We start from the raw sequence: 23,963 nt of genomic DNA on the forward strand, positions 1-23,963 counted from the left end.
TTTACAATCTGTATTGATTTTGGAGTGTTTATGAATATCAAGGTCCGTTATTTTTGCGAGGATTTAGAGCCACTGCGCTATGTGGATGGAAAGTCCGACTGGATTGATTTGCAGGCGGCGGAGACGGTGACGCTGAAGGCAGGCGAATTTCGCCTGATTTCTCTGGGTGTGGCCATCGCCCTGCCGGAGGGATACGAAGCCCACATCGTTCCCCGCAGCTCGACTTTTAAGAACTATGGCATTTTGCAGACCAACTCCATGGGCGTGGTGGACAACAGCTATTGCGGGGACAACGATCTTTGGCGCTTTCCCGCCTACGCCACACGGGACGTGACGGTGGAAAAGGGCACGCGCATCTGCCAGTTTCGGGTAATGAATCACCAGCCCCGATTGGAATTTACCGCCGTAGAACATCTGGGCGGGCCTGACCGGGGCGGTTTTGGGTCCACGGGGAAGTGATTTTTATTAAAATTAAAAATATTCCAGCGGCTTTGCCCGCTTTTGGAATAAGGAGAACGCAGGATGTCTAAGATGATATTGGCCTCCGGGTCCCCCCGGCGGCAAGAACTGCTTCGGCTGATGGGGCTGAGTGAGTTTGAAATCAGGCCCCCGGAGGTGGAGGAAGACTTTCCCGCCGGTCTGACTCCGCAGGAGACGGTGGAATACATCTCCCGGAAAAAGTGCGATGCGGCTGCGGCTGTCGCCGCTCCGGACGAGATGATCATTGCGGCGGACACCATGGTATTTGTGGACGGCGCACCTTTGGGCAAGCCCGCAGACGAGGCGGATGCCCTGCGGATGCTGACGCTGCTTCAGGGCCGGGGCCATGTGGTCTGCACGGGGGTAAGCGTCTGCGGCAATGGAAAAACCGTGACGGAGTCGGAATCCACGGAGGTCTTTTTCCGTTCCGCCAGTCAAGAGGAGCTGGCGGCCTATATCCGCAGCGGCGAGCCGATGGACAAAGCCGGAGCCTATGGAGTTCAGGGTCTGGGCGCACTTTTGGTGGAGGGCATCCGGGGCGACTTTTACAACGTGATGGGCCTTCCCGTTCTGCGGCTGAGCCGCATGCTGGGCGGATTTGGTATCCGTTTTTTTAACTGATTTGGAATTGCTGAGAATTTGTCGGGGGCATTGACTTGAAAGAATTTCTGAAACGGCACGGACTTTGGGTCCTGTTCGCCACGGCGGTGATCGCCGTGGTGCTTGCGGTGCTCTCCGTGTTCAGCACCACCTCCTCCCCGCTGGTGAATCTGGCGCAGACCATTACCTCTCCCTTTCGGGCGGCGTACACCGCCGCTGCGGGCTGGCTGATGGATAAGCAAAATTACTATGAGGATATCACGGCCCTGAAAACGGAAAACCAGGAGCTGAAAAAGAGGATTGCCGAAATGGAGGCGGAGGTGCGTCAGGCCCAGAATGACAGCGAGGAAAACGAGCGGCTGCGCAGCTTGATGAATCTGCGTGAGCAGCGCCGGGACCTCAGCGATTTGGAGGCCGCCACCATCACGGAGCACTCCACCTCCAACTGGACCAGCTATCTGACGCTGAACCGGGGCACGGACCACGGCGTGGAAAAGAACGACTGCGTGATTACGGAGGCCGGATATCTGGTGGGCGTGGTCAGCGAGGTGGGGAGCAACTGGTGCACCGTGTTGAACATTGTCGACACGGACACCTCCATGGGCGCGCAGGTCTTTCGCACGGACGACATCGGCGTGGCCGAGGGAGATTTTGCGCTGATGAGCCAAAGTCGGCTGCGGCTGGACTTTCTTCCCGCCGGGGCGCAGCTTTTAAACGGCGATCTGGTGGTGACCTCCGGTCTTGGCGGCTATTACCCCTCCGGCCTTGTCATCGGCATGGTAGAGGAGGTCCAAACCGACGATTCCGGGGCCACGTCCTATGCCATTTTGCGACCCAGCGCGGAATTTAACGACCTGACGCAGGTCTTTATTATCAAATCCTTCGACATTGTGGATTGAAAGGCGGCGTTTATGACTCCCCGACAGGAAACCATTCATAAATGGGGGCTGTACGCCCTGCTTACGCTGTTTTGCTGCGCGTGGCAAGGAGCGGTTCTGCAATATATGCGGCTTGGGGGCGTGTTTCCCTTTGTCTATCCCATTCTTGCCGCAATTCTCTCCACACTGGAGGGGCCTGTTTCCGGAATGATTTATTCTTTGGTTCTGGGCGTGGTCTGCGACTTGACTATCTCCGCACCCATCCCTTGCTTCTACACGCTGGTATTCCCTCTCGCCGGCCTGCTGGCGGGGATTTTGGCCAGAAGCGTGCTGTCCTCCGGCTTTCTCAGCGCGCTGGTAACCTCTATGGCCGCGTTTGTTCTCACTGGCGCATTCCACGGGCTGATCTTTATGTTTTCCTCTCGCCCCGCCTGGGGGCAGACGGCCATTGTCTGCGCCAAAGAGCTGGGCGTGTCTCTTCCCTGGGCGCTGCCGGTATATTTTCTGTTTCGCCGGGTGTGGCGCAGGTGCCTTGGAAACGAGCCTACCCGTTTATAAGCTGTAGTTCCTGCTTTGTGCGGCGGGCTTTTCCCCTCATTTTTACAAATGCTTGCTTTGCGGACCCGCGCGCTTTGGGCGCGGACCCGCCCGATTGTCTGGAGGTAGACCCTTGCTTGAGACAAAATTCAATTCCACGCGCCGCTTGTATATTTTGAGTGGCTTTCTGCTTTGCGTGCTTCTGACCTACGTGGGCGTGATGTACAATACGCAGATCAGCAACGGGAGCTATTACCGGGAGCAGTCTGTCCGCACCATTGCCAGCACGGAGACGGTGGAGGCCTCCCGGGGCATTCTCACCGACCGCAACGGACAGGTGATGGTTTCCAATCGGCAGACCTATGCTCTTACCTTTGACATGTCCCTGCTCAATGAAGAGGACGACAAAAACGCAGCCATTCTGCGCCTGATTCAACTATGCAGGCAGCGTGGCGTTCTGTGGAAAGACAATCTTCCCATGAGCCAAACCGCGCCCTACGCCTACACGGTGGACACCGCTGGAACGGTGCAGAGGGACCGCTTTTCCAAATTCCTGCAATCCAGCCTAAAGGCTCTGTCCACCAATGTGAACCGGGAAAACGTCACCAATGAGCTGCTTTCCTCCATCCTCTCGCCGCGCGAGCTGATGAATCAAATGCGGACTTTTTTCGAGATTCCGGAGGATTGGTCGGATGCGGACGCAAGGGCCGTTGCCGGAGTGCGTTATGAGCTGGAAATCCGCAAGCTGGTCAATACCACGGCATATGTCTTTGCGGAGGATGTGGACACGGAGCTGATTTCTCTGGTGAAGGACGGAAACTACCGGGGTGCGAAGGTTTTCACCTCCTCCGTCCGGGAATATGACACCGACGCCGCGGCCCATGTGCTGGGTACCGTGGGCCGCGTGGAAGCAGAGGATTTGGCCGCCAACCCCGATGTTTACAGCGGCGAGGACTGGATTGGAAAATCCGGTGTGGAGCTGGCCTTTGAGGGATATCTTCGAGGCGAGGACGGGACGCGCCTGATTTCCTCCAACGATCAGGGGAAGATTACCAGCGAATTTTACACCGCCCAGCCTAAGCCGGGAAACACCGTCGCCCTGACACTGGACCTGAATCTTCAGGAAGCCACGGAGCAGGCGCTGGCAAACACCATCACCGAGATGAATAAACAAGACGGCAACACCACCCGGGGCGCTGGCGCCGCTGTGATTGAGGTGGGCACCGGCGAGGTTTTGGCGCTGGCCTCTTATCCCACCTTCAGCCTTGCCAGCTACAATCAGGATTACGCGCTGTTCAGCAGCGATCCGGGAGAGCCGTTTTATAACCGGGCCACCCATGGCCGCTATCCCCCCGGCTCCACCTTCAAGCCCTGCACGGCCATTGCCGCGCTGGAATCCGGCGTGGTAACTTTGACGGAAAAAATTCGGGACACCGGCCGCTGGTACTACCCCGACATGATTGCGGGGACAGACCCCTTTTCCGCCTGGTGCTGGAAACGGAGCGGTCACGGCCTGCAAAACATTACACAGGCCATTACCAACTCCTGCAATTACTTTTTCTACACTATGGGTTATCGCCTGGGAATTGAGCGGCTGGACGAATACGCCGCCGCCTTCGGACTTGGCAGCAAAACCGGCATTGAAATCGGAGAAGACCCCGGCATTTTGGCGGGACCGGAGTATTCCGAGTCAGTGGGCCAGACGTGGTATGGCGGCAACACCGTCATGGCGGCCATTGGACAGTCCGACAACCTCTTTACCCCCCTTCAGCTTGCCAACTACATTGCCACCTTGGTGGGCGGGGGCGAGCACTATCCGGCTCACCTTCTCAAGTCGGTAAAGGCCTATGACAACTCCTCCGTGATTTTCACCGGCGTACCGGACCCGGTGAACACCATTGAAATCAAGCCGGAGAATTTGGCCGCCGTGAAAAACGGAATGCACGACCTGACCACCAAGGGAAGCCTCGCCAGCTACTTCCGCAACTGCGTGGTGGATACGGGCGCAAAAACCGGCACGGCACAGATTACCAAAAGTACCAAAAACAACGGCGTATTCGTTTGCTTTGCCCCTTTTGACGACCCGAAAATCGCCGTGGCTTTGGTGATTGAGCAGGGCGGCTCCGGCGCGGCGCTGGCCTCCACCGCTGTGGATATTCTCAATGCCTACTTTACCAAAGAGGAAATCGGCACCGTGATTCTGGGAGAGAATCAGCTTCTTCCATAATCTTTGCTGCGGTCCGGCAGGAGCAATCCGGCCGGACCGTTTTTTACATTGTTTTACTTCGGCTTTCTGGAAAGGATTGTACCCGTTATGAGCGAACCCTTTGTCTTTGACCCGAGACACAGCCTGTGTAAGGAACCCTTTGGAGCGGCGGTCTGCCGAAGCCGAGTCTTATTCTGCGTACGCCCTCTTGCGCGTGAGGGCTTCACCCACTGTGCTCTGGTTCTGCATCTTGAGTTTTCTGGGATACGGGAGGAGCGAGAGCTGCTGCCCGGCGGTCCGGCGGGAGATCGTGTTCTTTTTTCTCTCACCTATGAAGCGCCGGAGCAGCCGGAGCTAGTCTGGTATCATTTCCGCTTCTGGCGGGATGACAGCTCCGGCTGTGATTTGGACGCCACGGGCTATCGCAGCGACGGACGCGCCACTGATTGGCAGCTAACGGTATACGGCGCTTCCCGTCCTACACCCCAGTGGTTTGGCAACGGCGTAACCTATCAAATTTTTCCCGACCGGTTTTGCCGTCTGTCCGTTCCCGACCCCGCTGGCCTTGTGGGAAACCGGTCGGTTCACGAAAACTGGGATGACGCGCCCCATTGGCGGCCCGACCAGCAGGGCGAGGTGCGAAACAATGATTTTTTTGGCGGCTCCCTGCAAGGTATTTTCTCCCGACTGGAATATCTTGAACAGTTGGGCGTGACCACCCTTTATCTCTGCCCCGTGTTTGAATCCGCCTCCAACCATCGGTACGACACGGCAGACTACACAATGATTGACCCCATGCTGGGGACGGAGGCGGATTTTCGGGAGCTGTGCGCCCGGGCTTCAGAGCACGGTATCCGCGTGCTTTTGGACGGCGTGTTTAACCACACTGGGTCTAACAGCGTTTATTTCAATGCCGAGGGGTTTTATTCCGGTCCCGGCGCGGCCCAGAGTCAAACTTCTCCCTACTCCGACTGGTATAGCTTTCACCCCTGGCCAAACGATTACGACGCTTGGTGGGGCATCCGCACCCTTCCCGCCGTAAACGAGAGCAGTCCATCCTACGGCAGGTTTATCATTGACGGAGAAAACTCCGTGGTCCGCCGCTGGCTGCGTGCGGGGGCCTCCGGCTGGCGGCTGGATGTTGCCGACGAGCTGCCGGACGAATTTATTGCCCGTCTTCGCACGGCAATGGAGGAAACAAAGCCTGACAGCGTTTTGATTGCCGAGGTTTGGGAGGACGGCTCCAATAAAATCGCGTATTCTCAGCGCCGAAAATATCTGCTTGGGTCTGAAGCCCACGGCCTGATGAACTACCCCTTCAGGACGGCGGCGCTGGCCTTTTTGCAGGGTGGGGATGGGGCAGACTTCCGCGACGCCATGGAAAACATTCGGGAAAACTATCCCCCTCCTGCTTATTACAGTGCCATGAATTTTTTAGGGACCCACGACACGCCCCGGATTTTAACAGTGCTGGGAACGTCAAAGCCCCCTGCCTCCAAGGAAGCCCGGGCCGTCTCCTCCCTCTCCCCCGACGAACGGGCCACAGGGCTCGCCCTTCTCCGAGCGGCGGCAGTGCTGCTGTACGCTTTTCCCGGCTCCCCCATGCTGTACTATGGCGATGAGGCCGGTATGGAAGGCTGGGAGGACCCCTTTAACCGCCGCACTTATCCTTGGGGCCGCGAGGATACAAACCTGCACGACTTTTATGCTTGCCTTGGGCAGCTCCGTAAGGTACGAACCTCCCTCCGGCAAGGTAACATCCGCTATCTTCTGGCTGCCGGACACGGTCTGGTGTTTTCCCGGATCTGGAAGAATGAGACAACCATTGCCGCGCTGAACGTTGGAGCCGAAGCAATGGCACTGGAAATTCCATGGAAAACCCCTCAGGCGCAAGACGCACTTACCCGTCAGACTTTTACCGCTGTCGACGGAGTTTTAAAGCTAAAACTGCCTTCCCGCACTGCCATGCTTCTAATTTAAATTATTTGCCCCGGATTGTTTCACGTGAAACAATCCGGGGCAATTTTGTAGATGTGAGACCTTAAAGCGGAGCGCGGGCTAAAAAAGCGCAAAGAAGTATCAACTCTGGTATTTGCATTTAAATGTTTCACGTGAAACATTTAGGGTAAACTAAATTTGCTTTATTTCACAAACCCAGAGAGCCACACACCTCTTCTTCGTTATTTTTGCAAAAGCTTTCCTGTTTTTGTGTTTTTCTGTGGCAACTGCCTTGAATCTCAAGAAAAACCTTGCTATAATGTCACAAGGAAAACATTTCGGGCTGTTTGCGCCCACAAAAGCGTTTGTGCGGCAAGACGTACACAGGAGCGTTTTTAACCGGGTGATTTATCTTGCTTCATAAGGCGGCGCAAATTCTTGGAGCCTTGCTTGTGCATTTGCACGATGCGTACACCGCAAACATACGCAACGCCGCTTTTTTGCGGCTTTGAAGTTTATTCGATCAGAATTGTGAGAAAGCGGCGCGTCTGACTGCCGTTACGGGAAAGCGGGTGCTGTATTGGCAAAAATTATTGCGATTGTGAATCAAAAGGGCGGCGTGGGGAAAACCACTTCTTGTGTAAACCTCTGTGCCGCCATGAAGGACGCGGGGCAGCGAGTGCTGCTGTGCGACTTTGATCCCCAGGCCAACGCCACCTCCGGTATGGGCGTGGACAAAACCTTGTCCAAGGGTGTGTATGAGGTAGTCATCGGCGAATCCCCGGCGGCGGACGCCATTGTAACAACAAAATACGGCGACGTGCTTCCTTCCAACAAGGCATTGGCGGGAGCGGGCATCGAGCTGATTGCCATGGACCGACGAGAATACCTGCTGAAGGACGCGCTGGCACAGGTCGCGGACAACTACGACTTTATTTTCATTGACTGTCCCCCCTCTTTGGAATTGTTGACCTTAAACGCCCTTTGCGCCGCCGACTCCGTTTTGGTGCCGGTGCAGGGGGAATATTTTGCGCTGGAGGGGCTGAGCGACCTGATGAACACCGTCCGGATTGTCCGCCGCTCTCTGAATCCCCGGCTGGAGTTGGAGGGCGTTCTCCTTACCATGTTCGATGGGCGGACCAATCTGGCGCTTCAGGTGGCGGAGGAGGTTAAGCACTATTTCCCCGGGAAGGTTTATGCCACCGTGATTCCCCGGAACGTGCGCTTGTCCGAGGCGCCCAGCCATGGAAAGCCTATCTTCTCCTACGACCGCACCTCTCGCGGCGCGGAGGCCTACGGCGCGTTGGCCGCCGAATTTTTACAGAAGAATCGCTGATTCTGGAAAGGAGTCGCTATGGCGTCTCAAAAATCCGGGTTGGGACGGGGCCTTGGCGCCCTGTTGGGAGACGATGTGCTGAAAACGGAAACCACCGGCACCTTCTCTCTGCCGATTTCCCAGGTGGAGAGCTGCTCCACCCAGCCCCGTAAGAGCTTTGACGGGGACGCATTGAACGATTTGGCGGACTCGATCCGCCGCCACGGAATTATTCAGCCGCTTACGGTTCGGAAGCTCGCTTCCGGGTACTATCAGATTGTGGCGGGAGAGCGCCGCTGGCGCGCCGCCCGTATGGCGGGCCTTTCAGAGGTACCGGTTGTAGTGGTGGAGGCCGACGATCGGAAGGCTGCGGAGCTGGCCATGATTGAAAATCTCCAGCGGGAAGACCTGAACGCCATGGAAGAAGCCGCCGGCTTTCAATCCCTGATTCAGTCCTATCGCATGACGCAGGAGGAAGCAGCCGAAGCTGTTGGCAAGTCCCGCAGCGCCGTGGCGAACGCACTGCGCCTGCTGACCCTCTCCCCCGCCGTAAAGGCGCTGGTAGAGGACGGAACCTTGTCCGCAGGACACGCCAGAGCCCTTTTGCCCCTCTCCCCCGCTTTACAGGAGAGCGCGGCCCGGTCTGTGATCTCCGGGGGGCTTTCCGTCCGCCAGACAGAGGCGCTGGTGAAAAAGCTGAGCGCGGAGAAGCAGGAAGACCCGTCCGAATCCTCCGACAAGGTGGATTATGCGGCGGAGGCGCAGCGGGAGTTAGCTTCCCGGCTGGGCCGAGGTGTTAAAATCGTATCAGGCCGAAAAAAAGGCCGCGTGGAGTTGGAATATTACGGAGTGGACGATCTGAATGACTTGTTGGAGGCCTTGACGCTTCTTCAAATCAAGCGCGCCCAGTCCGAACAAATGTGAGGAATACCTGAAAATGAAACTGGAAAAGCGCAGCACAGGAGCCGAGGACGAGGCTCCCGCGTCGGAGGTCAGTACCCCGGACGGAAAGAAAAACAAGCCCGTCGTCGTCTATATTATGGTCCTGTTTATTGTGGCCTTTTTACTCATGGCGCTTTCTTTTCTGACCCATCAGCGCAGCAACGAGGAGGTTATCGGCACTCTGCAAAGCTCCGTTACCACCTTGCAGGAGCTGCAAAAGAGTCAGGATGAAAACCTGAGGCTTCACTCCCGGCTGGAGGATGCGGAAAAGCAGGTTCGGGATTTGGAAGCACAGGTAAAGGAACTGGAGGACGCTGGGATGGCGTCCGATGATAAAACAGATGCGCTGCTGTCTTTGTACCTTTTGCAGCAGCAATACGCCGCCAGAGACTTTGACGGTTGCCGTCAGACGCTTCAATCCATGGAGGACGCGGGGCAGCCCGCCCTCCTCTCTAACGACGACTTGGACAAGATTGTCTCCCCGGCCCAGCGATACCAGCAATTGAAGGAAGCCGTGATGTCAGTGTGGTAAATCCCGGCTTTATTGACCCTATAAAAATTTTACACGGTATGTGGTAAGGAGAAAACGAATATGCTGGATATCAAATTTGTCCGGGAGAATCCCGACGCAGTCAAGGAAAACATCCGCAAAAAGTTTCAGGATGCAAAGCTTCCTCTGGTAGACGAGGTCATCGAACTGGACGCCAAACGCCGCGCTGCCATCGCGGAAGCAGATCAACTTCGCGCCGACCGGAACCGCCTGAGCAAGCAGGTTGGCATGCTGATGGGACAAGCCAAGAAGGACCCCTCCAAAATGGAGGAGGCCGAGGGCGTGAAAAAGCAGGTCACAGACAACGCCCATCGGCTGGAAGCGCTGGAAAAACAGGAAGCACAGTTGGACGAAGAAATTCGCAGCCGGATGATTGTCATTCCGCAGATTATCGACCCCTCCGTCCCTCTTGGCGCGGACGACAGCGCCAACGTAGAGGTGCAGCGCTTTGGTGAGGCAGCGGTTCCTTCTTTTGAAATTCCCTATCACGTAGATCTGATGGAGCGGTTTGACGGCATTGATCTGGAGGCTGCGGGCCGTGTCTCCGGTAACGGATTTTATTATCTTCTGGGGGACATTGCCCGGCTTCACGAAGCTGTACTGGCCTACGGCCGGGACTTTATGATTGACAAGGGATTTACCTATTGCATTCCTCCCTTCATGATTCACGGCAACGTGGTGGAGGGCGTCATGAGCCAGACGGATATGGACGGCATGATGTATAAAATTGAGGGCGAAGACCTGTACCTCATCGGCACCTCCGAGCATTCCATGATTGGCCGGTATATCGACCAGATTCTGCCCGAGACTTCCCTTCCCCAGACGCTAACCTCTTACTCCCCCTGCTTCCGCAAGGAGAAAGGGGCGCATGGCATCGAGGAGCGGGGCGTTTATCGCATTCACCAGTTTGAAAAGCAGGAGATGATTGTTGTCTGCAAGCCCGAGGAATCCAAGGAGTGGTACGAAAAGCTCTGGGCGATGTCCGTGGAGCTGTTCCGGTCGATGGACATTCCCGTGCGGCAGCTTGAATGCTGCTCCGGCGATCTGGCGGATTTGAAGGTCAAATCCTGCGACATCGAAGCCTGGTCCCCCCGCCAGCAGAAGTATTTCGAGGTCTGCTCCTGCTCTAATCTGGGCGACGCACAGGCCCGGCGTCTGCGCATCCGCTACAAGGACGAGGACGGGAAAATGCAGCTTTGCCACACGCTGAACAACACCTGCGTGGCCCCGCCCCGGATGCTGATTGCGTTTTTGGAGAATAATTTGCAGGAGGACGGCTCCGTTTTGATTCCCGCCGTGCTGCGTCCCTATATGGGCGGCAAGGAGAAATTGATTCCCAAGAACGCCTAAGATTTTGCATTTGATTGCGATTTGTAATAATTTTTTGAATTATTACAAATTGTTAAACCCGTTTAGAGCCTTTCCCGCACCAGCGGCACAGGTTTCCCTCTGTTTTCGGCGGGAAATCGGCTCTATTGGGGTCATGCGCTTGAAATCATTGGGCCGCAGCGGCTTGAACGCTGCTGCACTTTAAAAAGGAGACTTAACTTTCATGACAAAAAAAGCCGGCGGACTCATTGCCGAATTTAAAGAGTTTATTTCCCGCGGCAACGTAGTGGACATGGCCGTGGGCGTGATTATCGGCGGCGCGTTCAAAGCCATCGCGGATTCTCTTGTTGGCGACATTCTTATGCCCCTCATCAGCCTGCTCACAAAGAAGGTTTCCTTTGAGGATATGGTCTGGGTGGTGGGCGGTGGCCAGACAGTCATCCCCTACGGCAATTTCCTTTCTGCCATTCTGAACTTCCTGATTACGGCGCTGGCAATCTTCCTTTTGGTGAAGGCCATCAACCGCTTCCGGAAAAAGGAAGAGGTTGCACCTCCCAAGCCACCCGCAGCCAGCCCAGAGGCCGCCCTGCTGACAGAGATTCGTGACCTTTTGAAAGAGCAGAAGAAATGATGGAAACCATCCTGCGGGAGGGACTGACGGCGCTGGGGCTGGATCAGTCCTCCGTCCCCTCCCTGCTGCGCTACGCGGCACTGCTGGAAGAGAAAAACAAGGTCATGAACCTCACCGCCATCAAAGAAGCGGACGAGGTGGCCCGGCTTCACTTTCTGGACAGCGCGGCGCTTTTAAACCTGCTGGATTTTCGGAACAAAACCGTGGTGGACGTGGGCACCGGGGCCGGATTTCCCGGCCTTCCCATCCGGCTTTTGGAGCCATCATCCCATGTGACCTTGCTTGACTCCCTCGGAAAGCGCATTGCTTTTTTGCAAGAGGTCTGCACAGCTTTGGGCCTTTCAGACGTGAAATGTGTCCACGCCCGGGCGGAGGAGTTTGCCGCCGCACAGCGGGAATCCTTTGACACGGCGGTATCCCGGGCCGTGGCCTCCCTATCCGTGCTTTCGGAGCTGTGCCTTCCTCTGGTAAAAAAGGGAGGTACATTCCTTGCCATGAAATCCGTGGACAGCGACGAGGAGCTTTCCGCCGCCGAACATGCCATCTCCGTTTTAGGCGGTCGGGTCGCCGGAGTCCGGGACTATTCAATTCCCGGCACGGACATTGTACACCGGGCGGTACTGGTGGAAAAGATAAAACCCACGCCGAAAGCCTATCCCCGGTCTTTCGCAAAAATCAAAAAAGACCCCCTTTGACAGCCAAAAGCCACTACTGGGGCAGCAAATTGAAAATTTTTTCTGATAACACATTAAATTGTTTTGATTTTGGCGCATTCTTCCTGTAAAATCAGGATATACAAGAGGTGAGTTCCGATGGGTGAATGTATCGCCGTCGTCTCCGGCAAAGGCGGGACCGGCAAAACCTCCTTTGTGGCGGGGGTCGGCTCCGCCATGGCGAAGGCCGGGAAACGCGTGCTGTGCATCGACTGCGACGTGGGCCTTCGGAATCTTGATCTGGCACTGGGACTGACGGACAAGGCCCTAATGGACTTTTCCGACGTGGCACACGGTCGATGTACCCTGTCGGAAGCCGTGGTAAGCCACTCTCGGCTCCCCTCGCTCCACCTGCTCACCGCGCCGGTGCGCAGCCGGGGCCGCCCCGTGGGCGAAGAACAGTTTCGCGCTTTGGCGGAGCAGGCTCGTGAACGGTATGACTTCTGCCTGATGGATGCCCCGGCGGGGCTGGAGGGCGGCTTTCGTCTGGCTGTGTGCGGGGCTGACCGCTGCGTGGTGGTCACCACGTCCGACGCCGCGTCCCTGCGGGACGCGCAGCACACGGTGATGGAACTGTCAGCCTTTCCCCGGGGAAAACTCCATCTGGTGGTCAACCGGGTGCGCAAAAAGCTTCTCAAAAACATGCACGCCACCATCGACGACGCGATTGACGCCGCCGGACTTCCTTTAATCGGCGTGGTGCCGGAGGACGACCGGCTCCCCCTCGCACTGAACCGGGGCGTTCCTCTGACTTTGACTTACGACAGCTCCGCAGCCACCGCCTATCAAAACATTGCCCGGCGTCTCATGGGACAGCGTGTGCCCCTGATGCGCATGAAATAGAAAGGAGCCTATTCCGATGAACATTGCAATCATGTCCCATGACAACCGGAAGGACCTCATGGTTCAATTCTGCACGGCCTATGCCGGCATTCTCTCCCGGCATACGATTTTTGCCACCAACACCACGGGCCATATGGTGGCCGACGCCACAGGGCTGGACGTGCACTGCTTCCTCTCCTTCGCCCACGGCGGCTGCCAGCAGATTGGCGCCCGTATCGCCTATAACGAGATTGATCTGGTTTTGTTTTTTGACGATCCCAACAGCCCCAGCATGGCGGAGGACGTGACCTACATCTCCCGTCTGTGCGACCAGAACAACATTCCCTACGCCAGCAACATCGCCACGGCGGAGCTGCTGATTCTGGGTCTGGCCCGGGGCGATCTGGACTGGCGGGACATTGTCAATCCCAAAACCCATCCCCAGGTCTGAGAGCGTTCCGGGCAGGCTTTCCTGCCCCACGGACGGAAGCCAACGGGAACGAGGAGAATCTCCCCCTCCCGCATTTGGGTGCGCCGCGAAGCGTTTTCCGCTCTCGTCCCAAACCCACGGGGCGGGAGCGCCTTTTTATCCCTGACGGTTCAATTAAATTACAGGATAAAGGAGTCTTTTGTCATGGCTGTTTTAAAACCGCGTACACTCTCCGGCTTTATGGAGCTGCTCCCCGCGCCCCAGCAGCAGATGGAGCGCATTATGGAGGTCATCCGCCAATCCTTTTCCCTCTACGGGTTTACCCCGCTGGATACCCCCATTATCGAGGCCAGCGAAGTCTTGCTTGCCAAGGGCGGCGGCGAAACGGAAAAGCAGATTTACCGTTTTACCAAGGGCGACGCGGATTTAAGCCTCCGCTTTGACCTGACGGTCCCCCTTGCCAAGTACGTGGCCATGCATTACAGCGAGCTGAGCTTCCCCTTCCGCCGGTTCCAGATCGGCAAGGTCTACCGGGGCGAGCGGGCCCAGCGGGGCCGCTTTAGGGAGTTTTATCAGGCGGATATCGACGTGATTGGCGACGGGAAGCTGTCCCCCATCAACGACGCGGAAATTCCCGCTATTATTTACCGGGTCTTTTCCACCTTGGGGCTGAACCGGTTTCAGATTCGCGTGAACAACCGCAAGATTCTGGGCGGGTTTTACGCCATGCTGGGCCTTTCCGAGCTTTCCGGCGAGGTGATGCGGACTGTGGACAAGCTGGAAAAAATCGGCCAGACCACAGTGCGGGGAATTTTGGTGGACGATCTGGGAATCCCTGCGGAAAAAGCAGATGAGATTTTGAAGTTTATCGCCATCTCCGGCGGCAGCAAGGCCATTCTGGCCGCGCTGGAAGGCTATCGTGGCCGGAATCCGCTGTTTGACGAGGGACTGGACGAGCTTTCCCTTGTCGTAAACTATCTCGATTCTTTCGGCGTCCCCAGTGACAATTTTGTGGTGGATCTGACCATCGCCCGGGGACTGGACTACTACACCGGCACGGTGTATGAAACCGCGCTGCTGGATCACCCGGAGGTAGGCTCCGTCTGCTCCGGCGGTCGATATGACAATCTGGCGGAATATTACACGGAAAAGGAGCTTCCGGGCGTGGGCATCTCCATCGGCCTGACCCGCCTGTTCTACGTGCTGGGAGAGCAGGGAATGCTGAACCCCGACCTGCTCACCGCTCCCACCGACGTGCTGATCCTCCCCATGACGGAGGATTTGGGTCCCGCCATCTCCTTTGCGACGCTTCTGCGTCAGGACGGTATCCGGGCCCAGCTCCACTGCGAGGATAAAAAGTTTAAGGCGAAAATGTCCTATGCCGACAAGCTGCGCATTCCCTACGTGGTCTTTTTGGGCGAGGATGAGGTGAACTCCGGCGTGGTCGCCTGCAAGGACATGTTCACCGGCGAGCAGACCAAGCTGGATGCGGCTGCCACCGCCGCCCTCATTAAGTCTGGCCTTGCGGAGAAGAACAAGGGCTCCGTCATTTTGGGATGATCGCCGGAGAAAAAGCGGGTGCGAAAAAACGCCGCTTGTGGAAAACCCTCCTGATTTTCTGTTTTCTGCTTTTGATCGGGAGCGGGCTGTGGTATGCCCGTCCCGTGGGGCTTGAAACCCTTTACCCCGGCATGGAGCCGGATATCTTTGACATTTCTATAAGCCGCTCTTACGAGGTCCGGGACTACCAGCCCCGAAACTTACGTATTGCCACCGGGGAGCCCGGCTTTGACGAACTGCTATCCAAGTGGAAGGCGCTTCGCTTTCGTAGGCCTCTCACCAATCTCGTGCTTCAGGCCATTCCCCCACTGGCAAACGGCCCCTCCGGGCCCAAGCCGCTGGAGGAGGGCATGGTGCATACCATGGATATCCTCGGTATTGTTCACGCTGACTCAGGGGAATGGAATGCGGCGGGACTGTTTTTCTGGATTGACGAGTGGTCCTACGCAGGCGAAACCCTGTGGGGCGGAGCTGTCAACCTTCCTCTTAAGCTGTCCCACGGTGGAGAGATCGGACAAATGCTAGGCGAGAGACTATGGGACGCTTCCATGCCCGTCGATTCCTGATTGCAATTAATCCGCAAAAAAATACAGTTTGTATTTGGTTTTACCCGTTTTCCATTTCACATATAGAAAGGAAATCACCATCATGACACAATCGAGAACCCATGCCTGCGGAGAGCTGCGGCTTGCCGACGCGGGCAAGTCCGTCACCATCGTGGGATGGCTGGAAAATGTCCGGGAGGTGGGCGCGGAGCTGGCCTTTGCCGTCATCCGGGATTTTTACGGCACCACGCAGGTGGTGGCCGAGACTTCCGAAGACGTGAAAACCCTCAAGGGCATCAATAAAGAGTCCACCGTCTCCGTCTCCGGCGTTGTCCGGGAGCGAGCATCTAAAAATGCCAATCTGCCCACCGGCGAGGTGGAGATTGTCCCCTCCTCCATCGAAGTTTTAGGTCGCTGCCGCCACAACGAGCTGCCCTTCCCCATCAACCGCAGCCGCGAAGCCGACGAAGCCACCCGCCTGAAATACCGGTATCTTGACCTGCGCAATCCCGACGTGAAAAAAAACATTCTTCTGCGGTGCAATGTGGTGTCGGCCCTGCGCCAGTCCATGACGGAGCACGGCTTTTTGGAAATCACCACCCCCATTCTCACCGCCTCCTCCCCCGAAGGGGCCAGAGACTATCTGGTGCCCGCCCGAAACCACCCCGGCAAGTTTTACGCCCTGCCTCAAGCCCCCCAGCAGTTTAAGCAGCTTTTGATGACCTCCGGCTTTGACCGTTATTTCCAGATCGCCCCCTGCTTCCGGGACGAGGACGCCCGGGCGGACCGCTCTCCCGGCGAGTTTTATCAGCTTGACATGGAGATGGCGTTCGCGTCTCAGGAGGATGTGTTTGCCGTTCTGGAGGACGTGCTGCCCCCCATCTTTGCTAAGTTTGGCGCGTATGACCGGGCCAGCAGCGCACCCTTTACCCGGATTCCCTATGCAAAGGCCATGGAGCAATACGGCTCCGACAAGCCCGACCTGCGGATTGATCTGACGGTGCAGGACGCGACAGACGTTCTCTCCGGCTGCGGATTTGAGCCGTTTGCGGGGAACACCGTGAAGGCCGTGGTGGTTTCCGAGTTTAACGAGACACGAAAGTTTATCGACAAAACTCTTGCCGACGTGGAAATCCAGTCCGGGAACAAGGCCTATTGGTTCCGGCTGGACGAAAACGGCGAGGCAGTGGGCGGCATTGCCAAGTTCGTGTCCCCGGTAAAGGACGCGGTAGTAAGCGCCTTGGGTCTGAAGGCGGGAGATTTCGTGGCCCTGTCCGCAGGCGCGCTTTCCGCCGCCCAGAAAACGGCCGGTGTGCTGGTGAAGACGCTGGGTGCGGCGGTTCCCGGTCACATGGACAAGGAACAGTATTCCTTCTGCTGGATTGTGGATTTCCCCATGTACGAAACAGGCGAAGAATCAGGCGAGCTGGAATTCTGCCACAACCCGTTCTCCATGCCCTCCGGAGGGCTTTCCACCCTGCTCAAGGCAGAGGCCGGAGAAATTGATCCCCTGAGCATCACCGCCGACCAGTATGATCTGGTGTGCAACGGCGTGGAGCTTTCCTCCGGCGCGGTGAGAAACCACGACCCGGAGATTATGGTAAAGGCCTTTGAGCTGGTGCGGCTGGGCGAAGAGGACGTGAAGGCCAAATTCCCCGCCATGTACAACGCCTTTACCTATGGCGCACCCCCTCACGCGGGCATTGCCCCCGGCGTGGACCGGATGGTCATGCTGTTGGCGGGAGAGGACTCCATCCGGGAGATTATCCCCTTCCCCATGAACAAAAACGCGCAGGACGTGATGATGGACGCCCCCGGCGTTGTCACCCAAAAGCAGTTGGACGAGCTGCACATTGCTTTAGTGAAGCCGGAGGAATAAATTTTCGGCGCGATTTCCGCGCCCGCGGGTGAGATGGGTGCATCTCCCTTCGGGAAGGGGCGCGCTTGCGGGATTACCGCAAAGGAGGATTTATGAAACGCTTGCTGTGCTCTTTGCTGGCCGCATCCAGCCTGTTTACCATGACCGCCTGCGGTGGTCCGTCTCCCAGCACATCTCTCCCGGACCCGGCCCACTCCGCCGGGTCCGGGTCCGGCTCCGCATCCGAGGAACCAACGCCCCCGCTTGTGGACGAAAAAAAGACGCAGATAGACGCCCTGCTGACCCAGATGACCATTGAGGAAAAGGTGGGCCAGTTGTTTTTTGCCCGGGTCCCGGAGACAGACGCAGCGGCGGACGTGGCCAATTACCATCTGGGCGGCTATATCCTCTTTGGGCGGGATACGAAAGACAAGACCGCCAACGACCTGATTCAGACCATCAACAGCTATCAGGAGGCGGCAAGCATTCCCCTGCTCATTGGCGTGGACGAGGAGGGCGGAAGCGTGGTGCGGGTTTCCTCGAATCCCCATCTTCGGGCAAGAAAATTCTCCTCGCCCCAGCAGCTATACGCCGCCGGGGGCATGGATGCGATTATTCAGGATACTCATGAAAAAGACGTGCTTCTAAAAGCGTTGGGCTTTAACGTGAATCTGGCCCCGGTGGCAGACGTATCCACCAATTCCGGCGACTTTATCTATGACCGCTCCTTCGGACAGGACGCGGTATCCACGGCGGAGTATGTCCGCGCCGTGGTGGGCCAGATGCGGAAAGACGGCATGGGCAGCGTTTTGAAGCATTTTCCCGGCTACGGAAACAATGTGGATACCCACACCGGCATTGCCATAGACAAACGACCCTTGGAAACCTTTGAAAACTCGGACTTTCTTCCCTTTACCGCAGGCTTGCAGGGCGGCGCAACGCTGAGCGCGGTGCTCGTCTCTCACAACATCGTCAACTGCATGGACCCGAACCTGCCCGCTTCCCTTTCCCCCGCCGTCCATGAAACGCTTCGGAATCTGATGGCCGAGACGGGGTTTGAAAACACCGTAGTTATGACCGACGATCTGGTGATGGACGCTGTGAAAGCCTATGCGGAGAACGGCAGCGCGGCTGTCATGGCGCTTCAGGCGGGAAACGATTTGCTCATCGCCACGGATTATCGCGCGCAGATTCCTCAGGTCCTTGCCGCCGCTGCGGACGGGACGCTGGATGAACCCACCATCAACCTGCTTTGTACGCAGGTGCTCCAGTGGAAACAGGCGCTGGGGCTGATCTAAGAAATTATTTTTGGATTGTGTCTGTCTTGAAAGCAGGGCCGCCCGGTTTTGAAAGGCCGGGCGGCCCTTCCGGTAAAAGAATGGACTTTGATAAACGCATCGCAAAAGCGCCGCGACCGGTTCGGTCCGGAGATCAGCGGCGTTGTTTTCGCGCAGAAAGGAAGTTTTCCACATGGAAACTGAAAAGCTTTATTACGCCGACCCTTTTTTAAAAGAGTTTACCGCCAAGGTTCTCACCTGTGAAGCGGCGGAAACCGGCTGGGAAGTGGTTTTGGACCAGACTGCCTTCTATCCAGAGGGGGGCGGTCAGCCTGCCGACCATGGGACGCTGGGCGGCGTGAATGTTCTGGATGTTTACGAAAAAGACGGCGTTGTTTTCCACATTTGTGAAAACCCCGTGGAAATTGGGGAAACCGTAACAGGTCAACTGGATTGGGCCCGCCGGTTCGACCATATGCAGCAGCACTCCGGCGAGCACATTTTAAGCGGTATTCTCTGTAAAACTCACCACTGTGACAACGTGGGCTTTCACATGGGGGCCGACACCGTCACCATCGACTATAACGCCGACATTTCGTGGGAACAGGCGCTGGAAGCGGAGCGCCGCGCCAATGAATACATCTGGGCGGATGTCCCCATTGATATTTCCTTCCCCACCCCGGAGGAATTGAAGTCCATTGACTACCGCTCCAAAAAGGAGCTAACAGGACAGGTGCGCATTGTGGCCTTTCCCGGCGCGGACTGCTGCGCCTGCTGCGGCACGCATGTGCTTCGGTCCGGGCAGGTGGGACTTGTAAAAATTCTTTCCTGCCAGAAATTTCGGGAGGGTGTCCGGCTGGAAATCCTCTGCGGAGGCAGGGCCTTTGCCCTGCTTTCTGCCACATGGGAACAGAGCCGGGCAGTGGGCCGCCGTCTCAGCGTGAAGCCGCAGGACGCCGCCGAGGCGGTGGAGCGGCTGGAGACGGAGCTGAACGCTGCCAAGGCAGGGCTTACCCGGCTGGAGGATGCGCTTTTCGAGCGCATTGCCGCACAGGAGACAGGCCGGGGCAACACGCTTCTTTTTCAGCCGCCCCTGCGCCCGGACGGGGCGCGGAAGCTGGCGGACGCGGTGAGCCGCACCTGCGGCGGGCTTGCCGCCGTGTTTGCGGGAGAGGGCGAGCAGTATCAATATGCCCTCCTCCGGGCTGATGGCAAAGATATCGGCCCTCTGGTAAAGACGATGAACGCCGCGCTCCACGGACGGGGCGGCGGGCGCAACGGTTTTGCTCAAGGCTCTGTTCAGGCCAAGCAAGCGGAAATTGAAGCATTCTTTAAAACCGCTTTCTGATGCGGAAGGTTTTCCACAACACAGTTTTGGGACTTCCAAGAAACCAATTTTTAGACTTGCAGTGCTTTAGGCCGCCAAAAATCTGACAGCCCACTGCGTATGCCGTTATCGCACTTCATTAAAAAAATACCGTCACGCGCCATAGGCGTGTGACGGTATTTCCTTTAACTCGCTTTAACTTCCAATGTTCCGGTTCATAGCAACGGTGGCATAGCGCTGTCCGTAATACGTATCATAAACAATGGCGCTGCGCAGATTCATCAGCTCTCTATCCTCGTCGCTCAACGCCGCGTCGGACTCGTTCCAATAGGGTACGCCCTTGCCCGTGACGCAGTACAAATCCGTATTCACCAGCAGGGCCTTGGACAACCGCTCCTGCATGGCCCAGTACCGATTTCGGGGCATATTTGCCGCATCCAGCACCGCCGGGCCAAGGGCCGTGAGTCCCGTGTCCTGCTTTGTCCCGGCAGGCTGCTTCAAAAGCGCCGCATCGTTGGCCCAGATGAGATAGTCGGTGGAGTACAGGTCCGCCACCTGCTCAATGCTCCAGCGGGAGCAATCGTTGCTCTCGCAAAGGCCCAGATGGCTGTAAACCGTGCCTCCGTCTGTCATAAATAGGTTGGGCCGGTGGTCGCCGAAAAAGACCACCACCGTAGGCTCCTCCCGCTCCCGCAAAGCGTCGGTCAACTCGCCCAGCGCCTGATCTGCCCGCGTCAGCCCTTCCAGCATCACCCGTGTAATCGCCAGATTTTCCTCGCTCAATTGGTCGCCGGAAACCTCCAGTTGACACTCGTAGCCAAACTTTTCTGGATCAAAGGGCTGGTGGTTCTCCATGGAAATGCCAAAGAGAAACGCCTTTTTTCCTTCTTCATTGGCAGCGTCCAGCCGGTTCAGCAGGGCTTGGGTAAACACATGGTCGCTGAGATAGTAGCCCCCGGCATAGGGACTTCCCTGAATGTTCAGGTCCAGTTCCTGCATCTGCTGGGAAAACAGCAGGCGGTTAAATCCCAGCTTGGGATACGTCACCGTGCGGTTATAAAGACTGTTGTTGTAGGCGTGAAGCATCTCCGTCTCATAGCCCGCCGACTGAAAGGACGTTGCCACGGAATCCAGAAGACTGTAATCCCCCTCATCCCGGAAGGAAATGTTGGTGCCTGGCTTCAAATCCTTTCCCGTCAGGCCGGTAAAAATGGACTGCTCGATATAGCCGGTGCCATAGCCCAGATAGCTGGAATAAAACCGCCCGGAAATCCCCTCCCCGCTCAGCCGGTGAAAGTTTTCCGCAGGGTCGCCGGAGAGGGTCAGCCCCGGCAGACGGGTCATATCGTAAAACGACTCGGAGAGAATAAAAATCACGTTGGGCTGCTCCCCAGTGGGCTTGTCCGTCCCGGAAGCGCCCAAAAGCTCGTCCAGCCGCTCCACCACCTGCTGCATATATTCCGGGCCATAGCCCTCCGGTTCCTGTCCCGCAAGTAAGCACATATCCCGCCAAAGGCCCACGGTCAATCCGTAGTCCCGATAGGAGATTGCGGACATGATTCGATCTTGCGTATTCACGGAAAAAGTCCGTCCCAGCGCAGGCCCACCGGGGCCGATGATCAGACCAAGCCCCAGAGACGCCACCACCGTGGCCAGCACAAACCGGGTGCGCCCGCTGCCAAGCGTCAGTCTTTTACCAACAAGAAACAAAAAGACAACCACCAGCACCAACATCCCCACCGCGGCCCATCCCCGTCCGGGAACCTTCAGGTCGCCCGCCACGCCCATCACCTGATCCAACTGACCGATCATGCCGAAATCCTCGGCCTCCAGCGGCGTGCCGTTGATGGCGAGCTTGAAATAGCTTACCAGCGCCAGCGTCACTCCCACTGCGGAAGAGGCCAGCGCCCCAACCCACAGCCGACCGGCTAAAAGGCCCAAAAGCAGCGCGCCGCCGCCGTAAAACACCGCCGTCAGGCAAAAGGGCGGCAGCGCCCCAAGGCACCAGTCCAGCGCCGCCTGCGCATCTCCCAGCGTAATCCACTGGATAGCAAAGGCCACCGCGCCGCCAAGCCCCAGCGCTTCCAGCAGCACCAGCGCGGACTTTCCGATTTTTAAAAGCGTCTGCTTCAATGTACTTCCTCGCTTTCAGGGGAAAACGGGACACGGCAATCTCCGTGTCCCGCTTTTCGCTTTTTCAGGGCACTCCGCGCAGAAGAGAGCGCAAAGACGATCAGTAGGCCAGCTTCTCCGCAAGATATGCCTTCAGTCCGTCAATAGGCAGGCGGACCTGCTCCATGGTGTCCCGATCCCGGACGGTAACACTGTTATCCCCGGCCTTCTCGTCGTCGCCCACAGTGTCAAAGTCCACGGTGACGCAGTAGGGCGTGCCGATTTCGTCCTCCCGGCGATAGCGCTTTCCGATGGAGCCGGTTTCGTCAAAGTCCACCATCCACTCGGAGGAAAGCATCTGCTGAACCTCCCGGGCCTTGTCGCCCAGCTTCTTGCTCAAAGGCAGCACCGCCACCTTAAACGGCGCGATGGCGGGATGGAAGCGCATCACCACGCGGGTGTCGTTCTTCTCCGCGTCCACCACTTCCTCGTCATAGGCCTCCACCAGCAGAGCGAGGGTCATCCGGTCTGCGCCCAGAGACGGCTCGATGACATAGGGGATATAATGCTCTCCCGCCTCCTGATCGAAATAGGCCAGGTCCTGACCGGAGTGCTCCTGATGCTGGGAGAGGTCGTAGTTCGTCCGGTCAGCCACGCCCCACAGCTCGCCCCAGCCAAAGGGGAATTTATACTCAAAGTCGGTGGTGGCCTTGGAATAGAAGCTCAGCTCCTCTTTCTCGTGGTCACGCAGACGCAGGTTGTCGTCCTTCACGTTCAGGCCCTTGAGCCACTCGTGGCAATAGTTCCGCCAATACGCGAACCACTCCAAATCGGTGTCCGGCTTGCAGAAAAATTCCAGCTCCATCTGCTCGAACTCCCGGATGCGGAAGATGAAGTTGCCCGGGGTAATCTCGTTACGGAAGGACTTACCCACCTGACACACGCCGAAGGGCAGCTTGCGGCGGGTAGTTCTCTGGATATTGGAGAAGTTCACAAAAATACCCTGCGCCGTTTCGGGCCGGAGATACACCTCGTTGGCACTTCCCTCCGTCACGCCCTGATGGGTTTTGAACATCAGGTTGAACTTGCGGATGTCGGTGAAGTCGGATTTTCCACAGCCGGGACAGGGAACCTGCTTTTCCCGGATATAGGAAACCAGCGCCTCGCCGTCCATGGACTCCACGTTCACGTCGGTGATGTTGTTTTCCTGGTTGTATTCCTCCACCAACTTGTCGGCCCGGTGGCGCATTTTGCAGGAGCGGCAGTCAATCAGCGGGTCGTTAAAGGTGGCAACATGGCCGGAGGCCACCCACACCTGGGGATTCATCAGAATCGCAGCGTCCAGTCCCACATTGTAGGGATTTTCCTGAACAAACTTTTTCCACCATGCGCGCTTGACGTTGTTTTTCATCTCCACGCCCAAGGGGCCGTAGTCCCAGCTATTGGCCAAACCTCCGTAAATCTCGCTGCCGGGGAACACAAAGCCCCGGCTCTTGCACAGAGCCACAATTTTTTCCATGGTTTTTTCGGTGTTATTCATAATCTCCCTCTCCCTTTCATCCAATAAACAGGCCGCAAAATAAAAAACGCCCCGAGCAAAGCTCAGGGCGAACAATTGTCCGCGGTGCCACCTGAATTCGCGCCAAGAAGCGCGCACTCTGACCCGGTAACGGCGGGGACCGGCGCATTCTGCTTTCGCTCAAACGCGCGGCTCGGGGGCGCCTTCTCTCCCTTCCGGCAAGGACTTACACCAAACCGTCCTCTCTCTTCGCCCGGAAACAGGGGATACTACTCCCTTTCACAGCCTCTTGAAATATTGTGGCTACTCTATCACCTTTTTTCCGAAATGTCAAGATAATCTCAAAAAGCCAAGAAAGCCGAGAAAACGCCTCATCTCCAAACGGTGCTGGAGA

The 23,963-nt window shown here is 57.1% G+C and carries 21 protein-coding genes and 1 other annotated feature; of the genes, 19 read left to right on the forward strand and 2 right to left on the reverse strand.

Going from position 1 to position 23,963, the window contains the following annotated elements; translation table 11 throughout:
* The first annotated feature begins 30 nt into the window (after positions 1 to 30).
* The 19 genes from B2W96_RS07285 to B2W96_RS07375 all read left to right on the forward strand — a co-directional run bounded on the left by B2W96_RS07285 (position 31) and on the right by B2W96_RS07375 (position 19,959).
* Entirely contained in the window at positions 31 to 459 is a 429-nt protein-coding gene (locus B2W96_RS07285) for a dUTP diphosphatase (protein WP_293009624.1), read from the forward strand.
* Positions 460 to 522: 63 nt separating this feature from the next.
* A complete protein-coding gene (locus tag B2W96_RS07290) occupies positions 523 to 1,101 on the forward strand; it encodes a Maf family protein (RefSeq protein WP_293009625.1) in 579 nt (192 codons plus the stop codon).
* A 35-nt stretch (positions 1,102 to 1,136) separates the two neighbouring features.
* Positions 1,137 to 1,979 carry a rod shape-determining protein MreC gene (gene mreC, locus B2W96_RS07295; RefSeq protein ID WP_293009626.1) on the forward strand — a complete coding sequence of 281 codons (843 nt, stop codon included), beginning with the start codon at positions 1,137 to 1,139 and terminating at the stop codon, positions 1,977 to 1,979.
* 12 nt (positions 1,980 to 1,991) lie between these two features.
* Positions 1,992 to 2,516, forward strand: coding sequence for a hypothetical protein (locus B2W96_RS07300; RefSeq protein ID WP_293009627.1), 525 nt, complete (start codon positions 1,992 to 1,994; stop codon positions 2,514 to 2,516).
* A 112-nt stretch (positions 2,517 to 2,628) separates the two neighbouring features.
* A complete protein-coding gene (locus B2W96_RS07305; RefSeq protein WP_293009628.1) occupies positions 2,629 to 4,722 on the forward strand; it encodes a penicillin-binding transpeptidase domain-containing protein in 2,094 nt (697 codons plus the stop codon).
* A gap of 87 nt (positions 4,723 to 4,809) precedes the next feature.
* Positions 4,810 to 6,681: a glycoside hydrolase family 13 protein gene (locus B2W96_RS07310; protein ID WP_293009629.1), complete on the forward strand. Its 1,872-nt coding sequence runs from the start codon at positions 4,810 to 4,812 to the stop codon at positions 6,679 to 6,681.
* Positions 6,682 to 7,219: 538 nt separating this feature from the next.
* Positions 7,220 to 7,975 carry a ParA family protein gene (locus B2W96_RS07315; protein WP_293009630.1) on the forward strand — a complete coding sequence of 252 codons (756 nt, stop codon included), beginning with the start codon at positions 7,220 to 7,222 and terminating at the stop codon, positions 7,973 to 7,975.
* Positions 7,976 to 7,993: 18 nt separating this feature from the next.
* On the forward strand, positions 7,994 to 8,878 hold the full coding sequence (locus B2W96_RS07320) for a ParB/RepB/Spo0J family partition protein (RefSeq protein ID WP_293009631.1): 885 nt from the start codon (positions 7,994 to 7,996) through the stop codon (positions 8,876 to 8,878).
* 13 nt (positions 8,879 to 8,891) lie between these two features.
* Entirely contained in the window at positions 8,892 to 9,428 is a 537-nt protein-coding gene (locus B2W96_RS07325) for a hypothetical protein (protein WP_293009632.1), read from the forward strand.
* Between the two features lie 60 nt (positions 9,429 to 9,488).
* Positions 9,489 to 10,796, forward strand: a complete 1,308-nt coding sequence (gene serS / locus B2W96_RS07330) for a serine--tRNA ligase (protein WP_293009633.1) — start codon at positions 9,489 to 9,491, stop codon at positions 10,794 to 10,796.
* Positions 10,797 to 10,998: 202 nt separating this feature from the next.
* Complete coding sequence (gene mscL, locus B2W96_RS07335) at positions 10,999 to 11,406, forward strand: large-conductance mechanosensitive channel protein MscL (protein WP_293009634.1); 408 nt, start codon at positions 10,999 to 11,001, stop codon at positions 11,404 to 11,406.
* The gene (rsmG, locus tag B2W96_RS07340) at positions 11,406 to 12,101 is read left to right on the forward strand and encodes a 16S rRNA (guanine(527)-N(7))-methyltransferase RsmG (protein WP_293009658.1); all 696 of its coding nucleotides are present in this window, start codon (positions 11,406 to 11,408) and stop codon (positions 12,099 to 12,101) included. The genes mscL and rsmG overlap by 1 nt, the downstream gene beginning before the upstream one ends.
* 117 nt (positions 12,102 to 12,218) lie before the next feature.
* Positions 12,219 to 12,962, forward strand: coding sequence for a septum site-determining protein MinD (gene minD / locus B2W96_RS07345; RefSeq protein WP_293009635.1), 744 nt, complete (start codon positions 12,219 to 12,221; stop codon positions 12,960 to 12,962).
* 16 nt (positions 12,963 to 12,978) lie between these two features.
* Positions 12,979 to 13,392, forward strand: coding sequence for a methylglyoxal synthase (locus tag B2W96_RS07350; RefSeq protein ID WP_293009636.1), 414 nt, complete (start codon positions 12,979 to 12,981; stop codon positions 13,390 to 13,392).
* A 183-nt stretch (positions 13,393 to 13,575) separates the two neighbouring features.
* The gene (gene hisS / locus B2W96_RS07355) at positions 13,576 to 14,931 is read left to right on the forward strand and encodes a histidine--tRNA ligase (RefSeq protein WP_293009637.1); all 1,356 of its coding nucleotides are present in this window, start codon (positions 13,576 to 13,578) and stop codon (positions 14,929 to 14,931) included.
* A gap of 35 nt (positions 14,932 to 14,966) precedes the next feature.
* Positions 14,967 to 15,497 carry a hypothetical protein gene (locus tag B2W96_RS07360; protein WP_293009638.1) on the forward strand — a complete coding sequence of 177 codons (531 nt, stop codon included), beginning with the start codon at positions 14,967 to 14,969 and terminating at the stop codon, positions 15,495 to 15,497.
* An 82-nt stretch (positions 15,498 to 15,579) separates the two neighbouring features.
* Complete coding sequence (gene aspS / locus B2W96_RS07365) at positions 15,580 to 17,355, forward strand: aspartate--tRNA ligase (RefSeq protein ID WP_293009639.1); 1,776 nt, start codon at positions 15,580 to 15,582, stop codon at positions 17,353 to 17,355.
* 92 nt (positions 17,356 to 17,447) lie between these two features.
* Complete coding sequence (locus B2W96_RS07370) at positions 17,448 to 18,632, forward strand: glycoside hydrolase family 3 N-terminal domain-containing protein (protein WP_293009640.1); 1,185 nt, start codon at positions 17,448 to 17,450, stop codon at positions 18,630 to 18,632.
* Between the two features lie 172 nt (positions 18,633 to 18,804).
* Positions 18,805 to 19,959: an alanyl-tRNA editing protein gene (locus tag B2W96_RS07375; protein WP_293009641.1), complete on the forward strand. Its 1,155-nt coding sequence runs from the start codon at positions 18,805 to 18,807 to the stop codon at positions 19,957 to 19,959.
* 174 nt (positions 19,960 to 20,133) lie between these two features.
* Here B2W96_RS07375 and B2W96_RS07380 read toward each other — a convergent pair whose 3' ends face one another.
* Together B2W96_RS07380 and B2W96_RS07385 are read right to left on the reverse strand one after the other, a co-directional pair.
* A complete protein-coding gene (locus B2W96_RS07380) occupies positions 20,134 to 22,071 on the reverse strand; it encodes an LTA synthase family protein (protein WP_293009642.1) in 1,938 nt (645 codons plus the stop codon).
* 100 nt (positions 22,072 to 22,171) lie between these two features.
* The gene (locus B2W96_RS07385; protein WP_293009643.1) at positions 22,172 to 23,590 is read right to left on the reverse strand and encodes a glycine--tRNA ligase; all 1,419 of its coding nucleotides are present in this window, start codon (positions 23,588 to 23,590) and stop codon (positions 22,172 to 22,174) included.
* A 60-nt stretch (positions 23,591 to 23,650) separates the two neighbouring features.
* Positions 23,651 to 23,861: a binding site (T-box leader), on the reverse strand.
* Between the last annotated feature and the right edge of the window lie 102 nt (positions 23,862 to 23,963).

Source organism: Oscillibacter sp. UBA6647 (assembly GCA_002455655.1).
In the GTDB taxonomy this organism is placed as follows: Bacteria; Bacillota; Clostridia; order Oscillospirales; family Oscillospiraceae; genus Oscillibacter.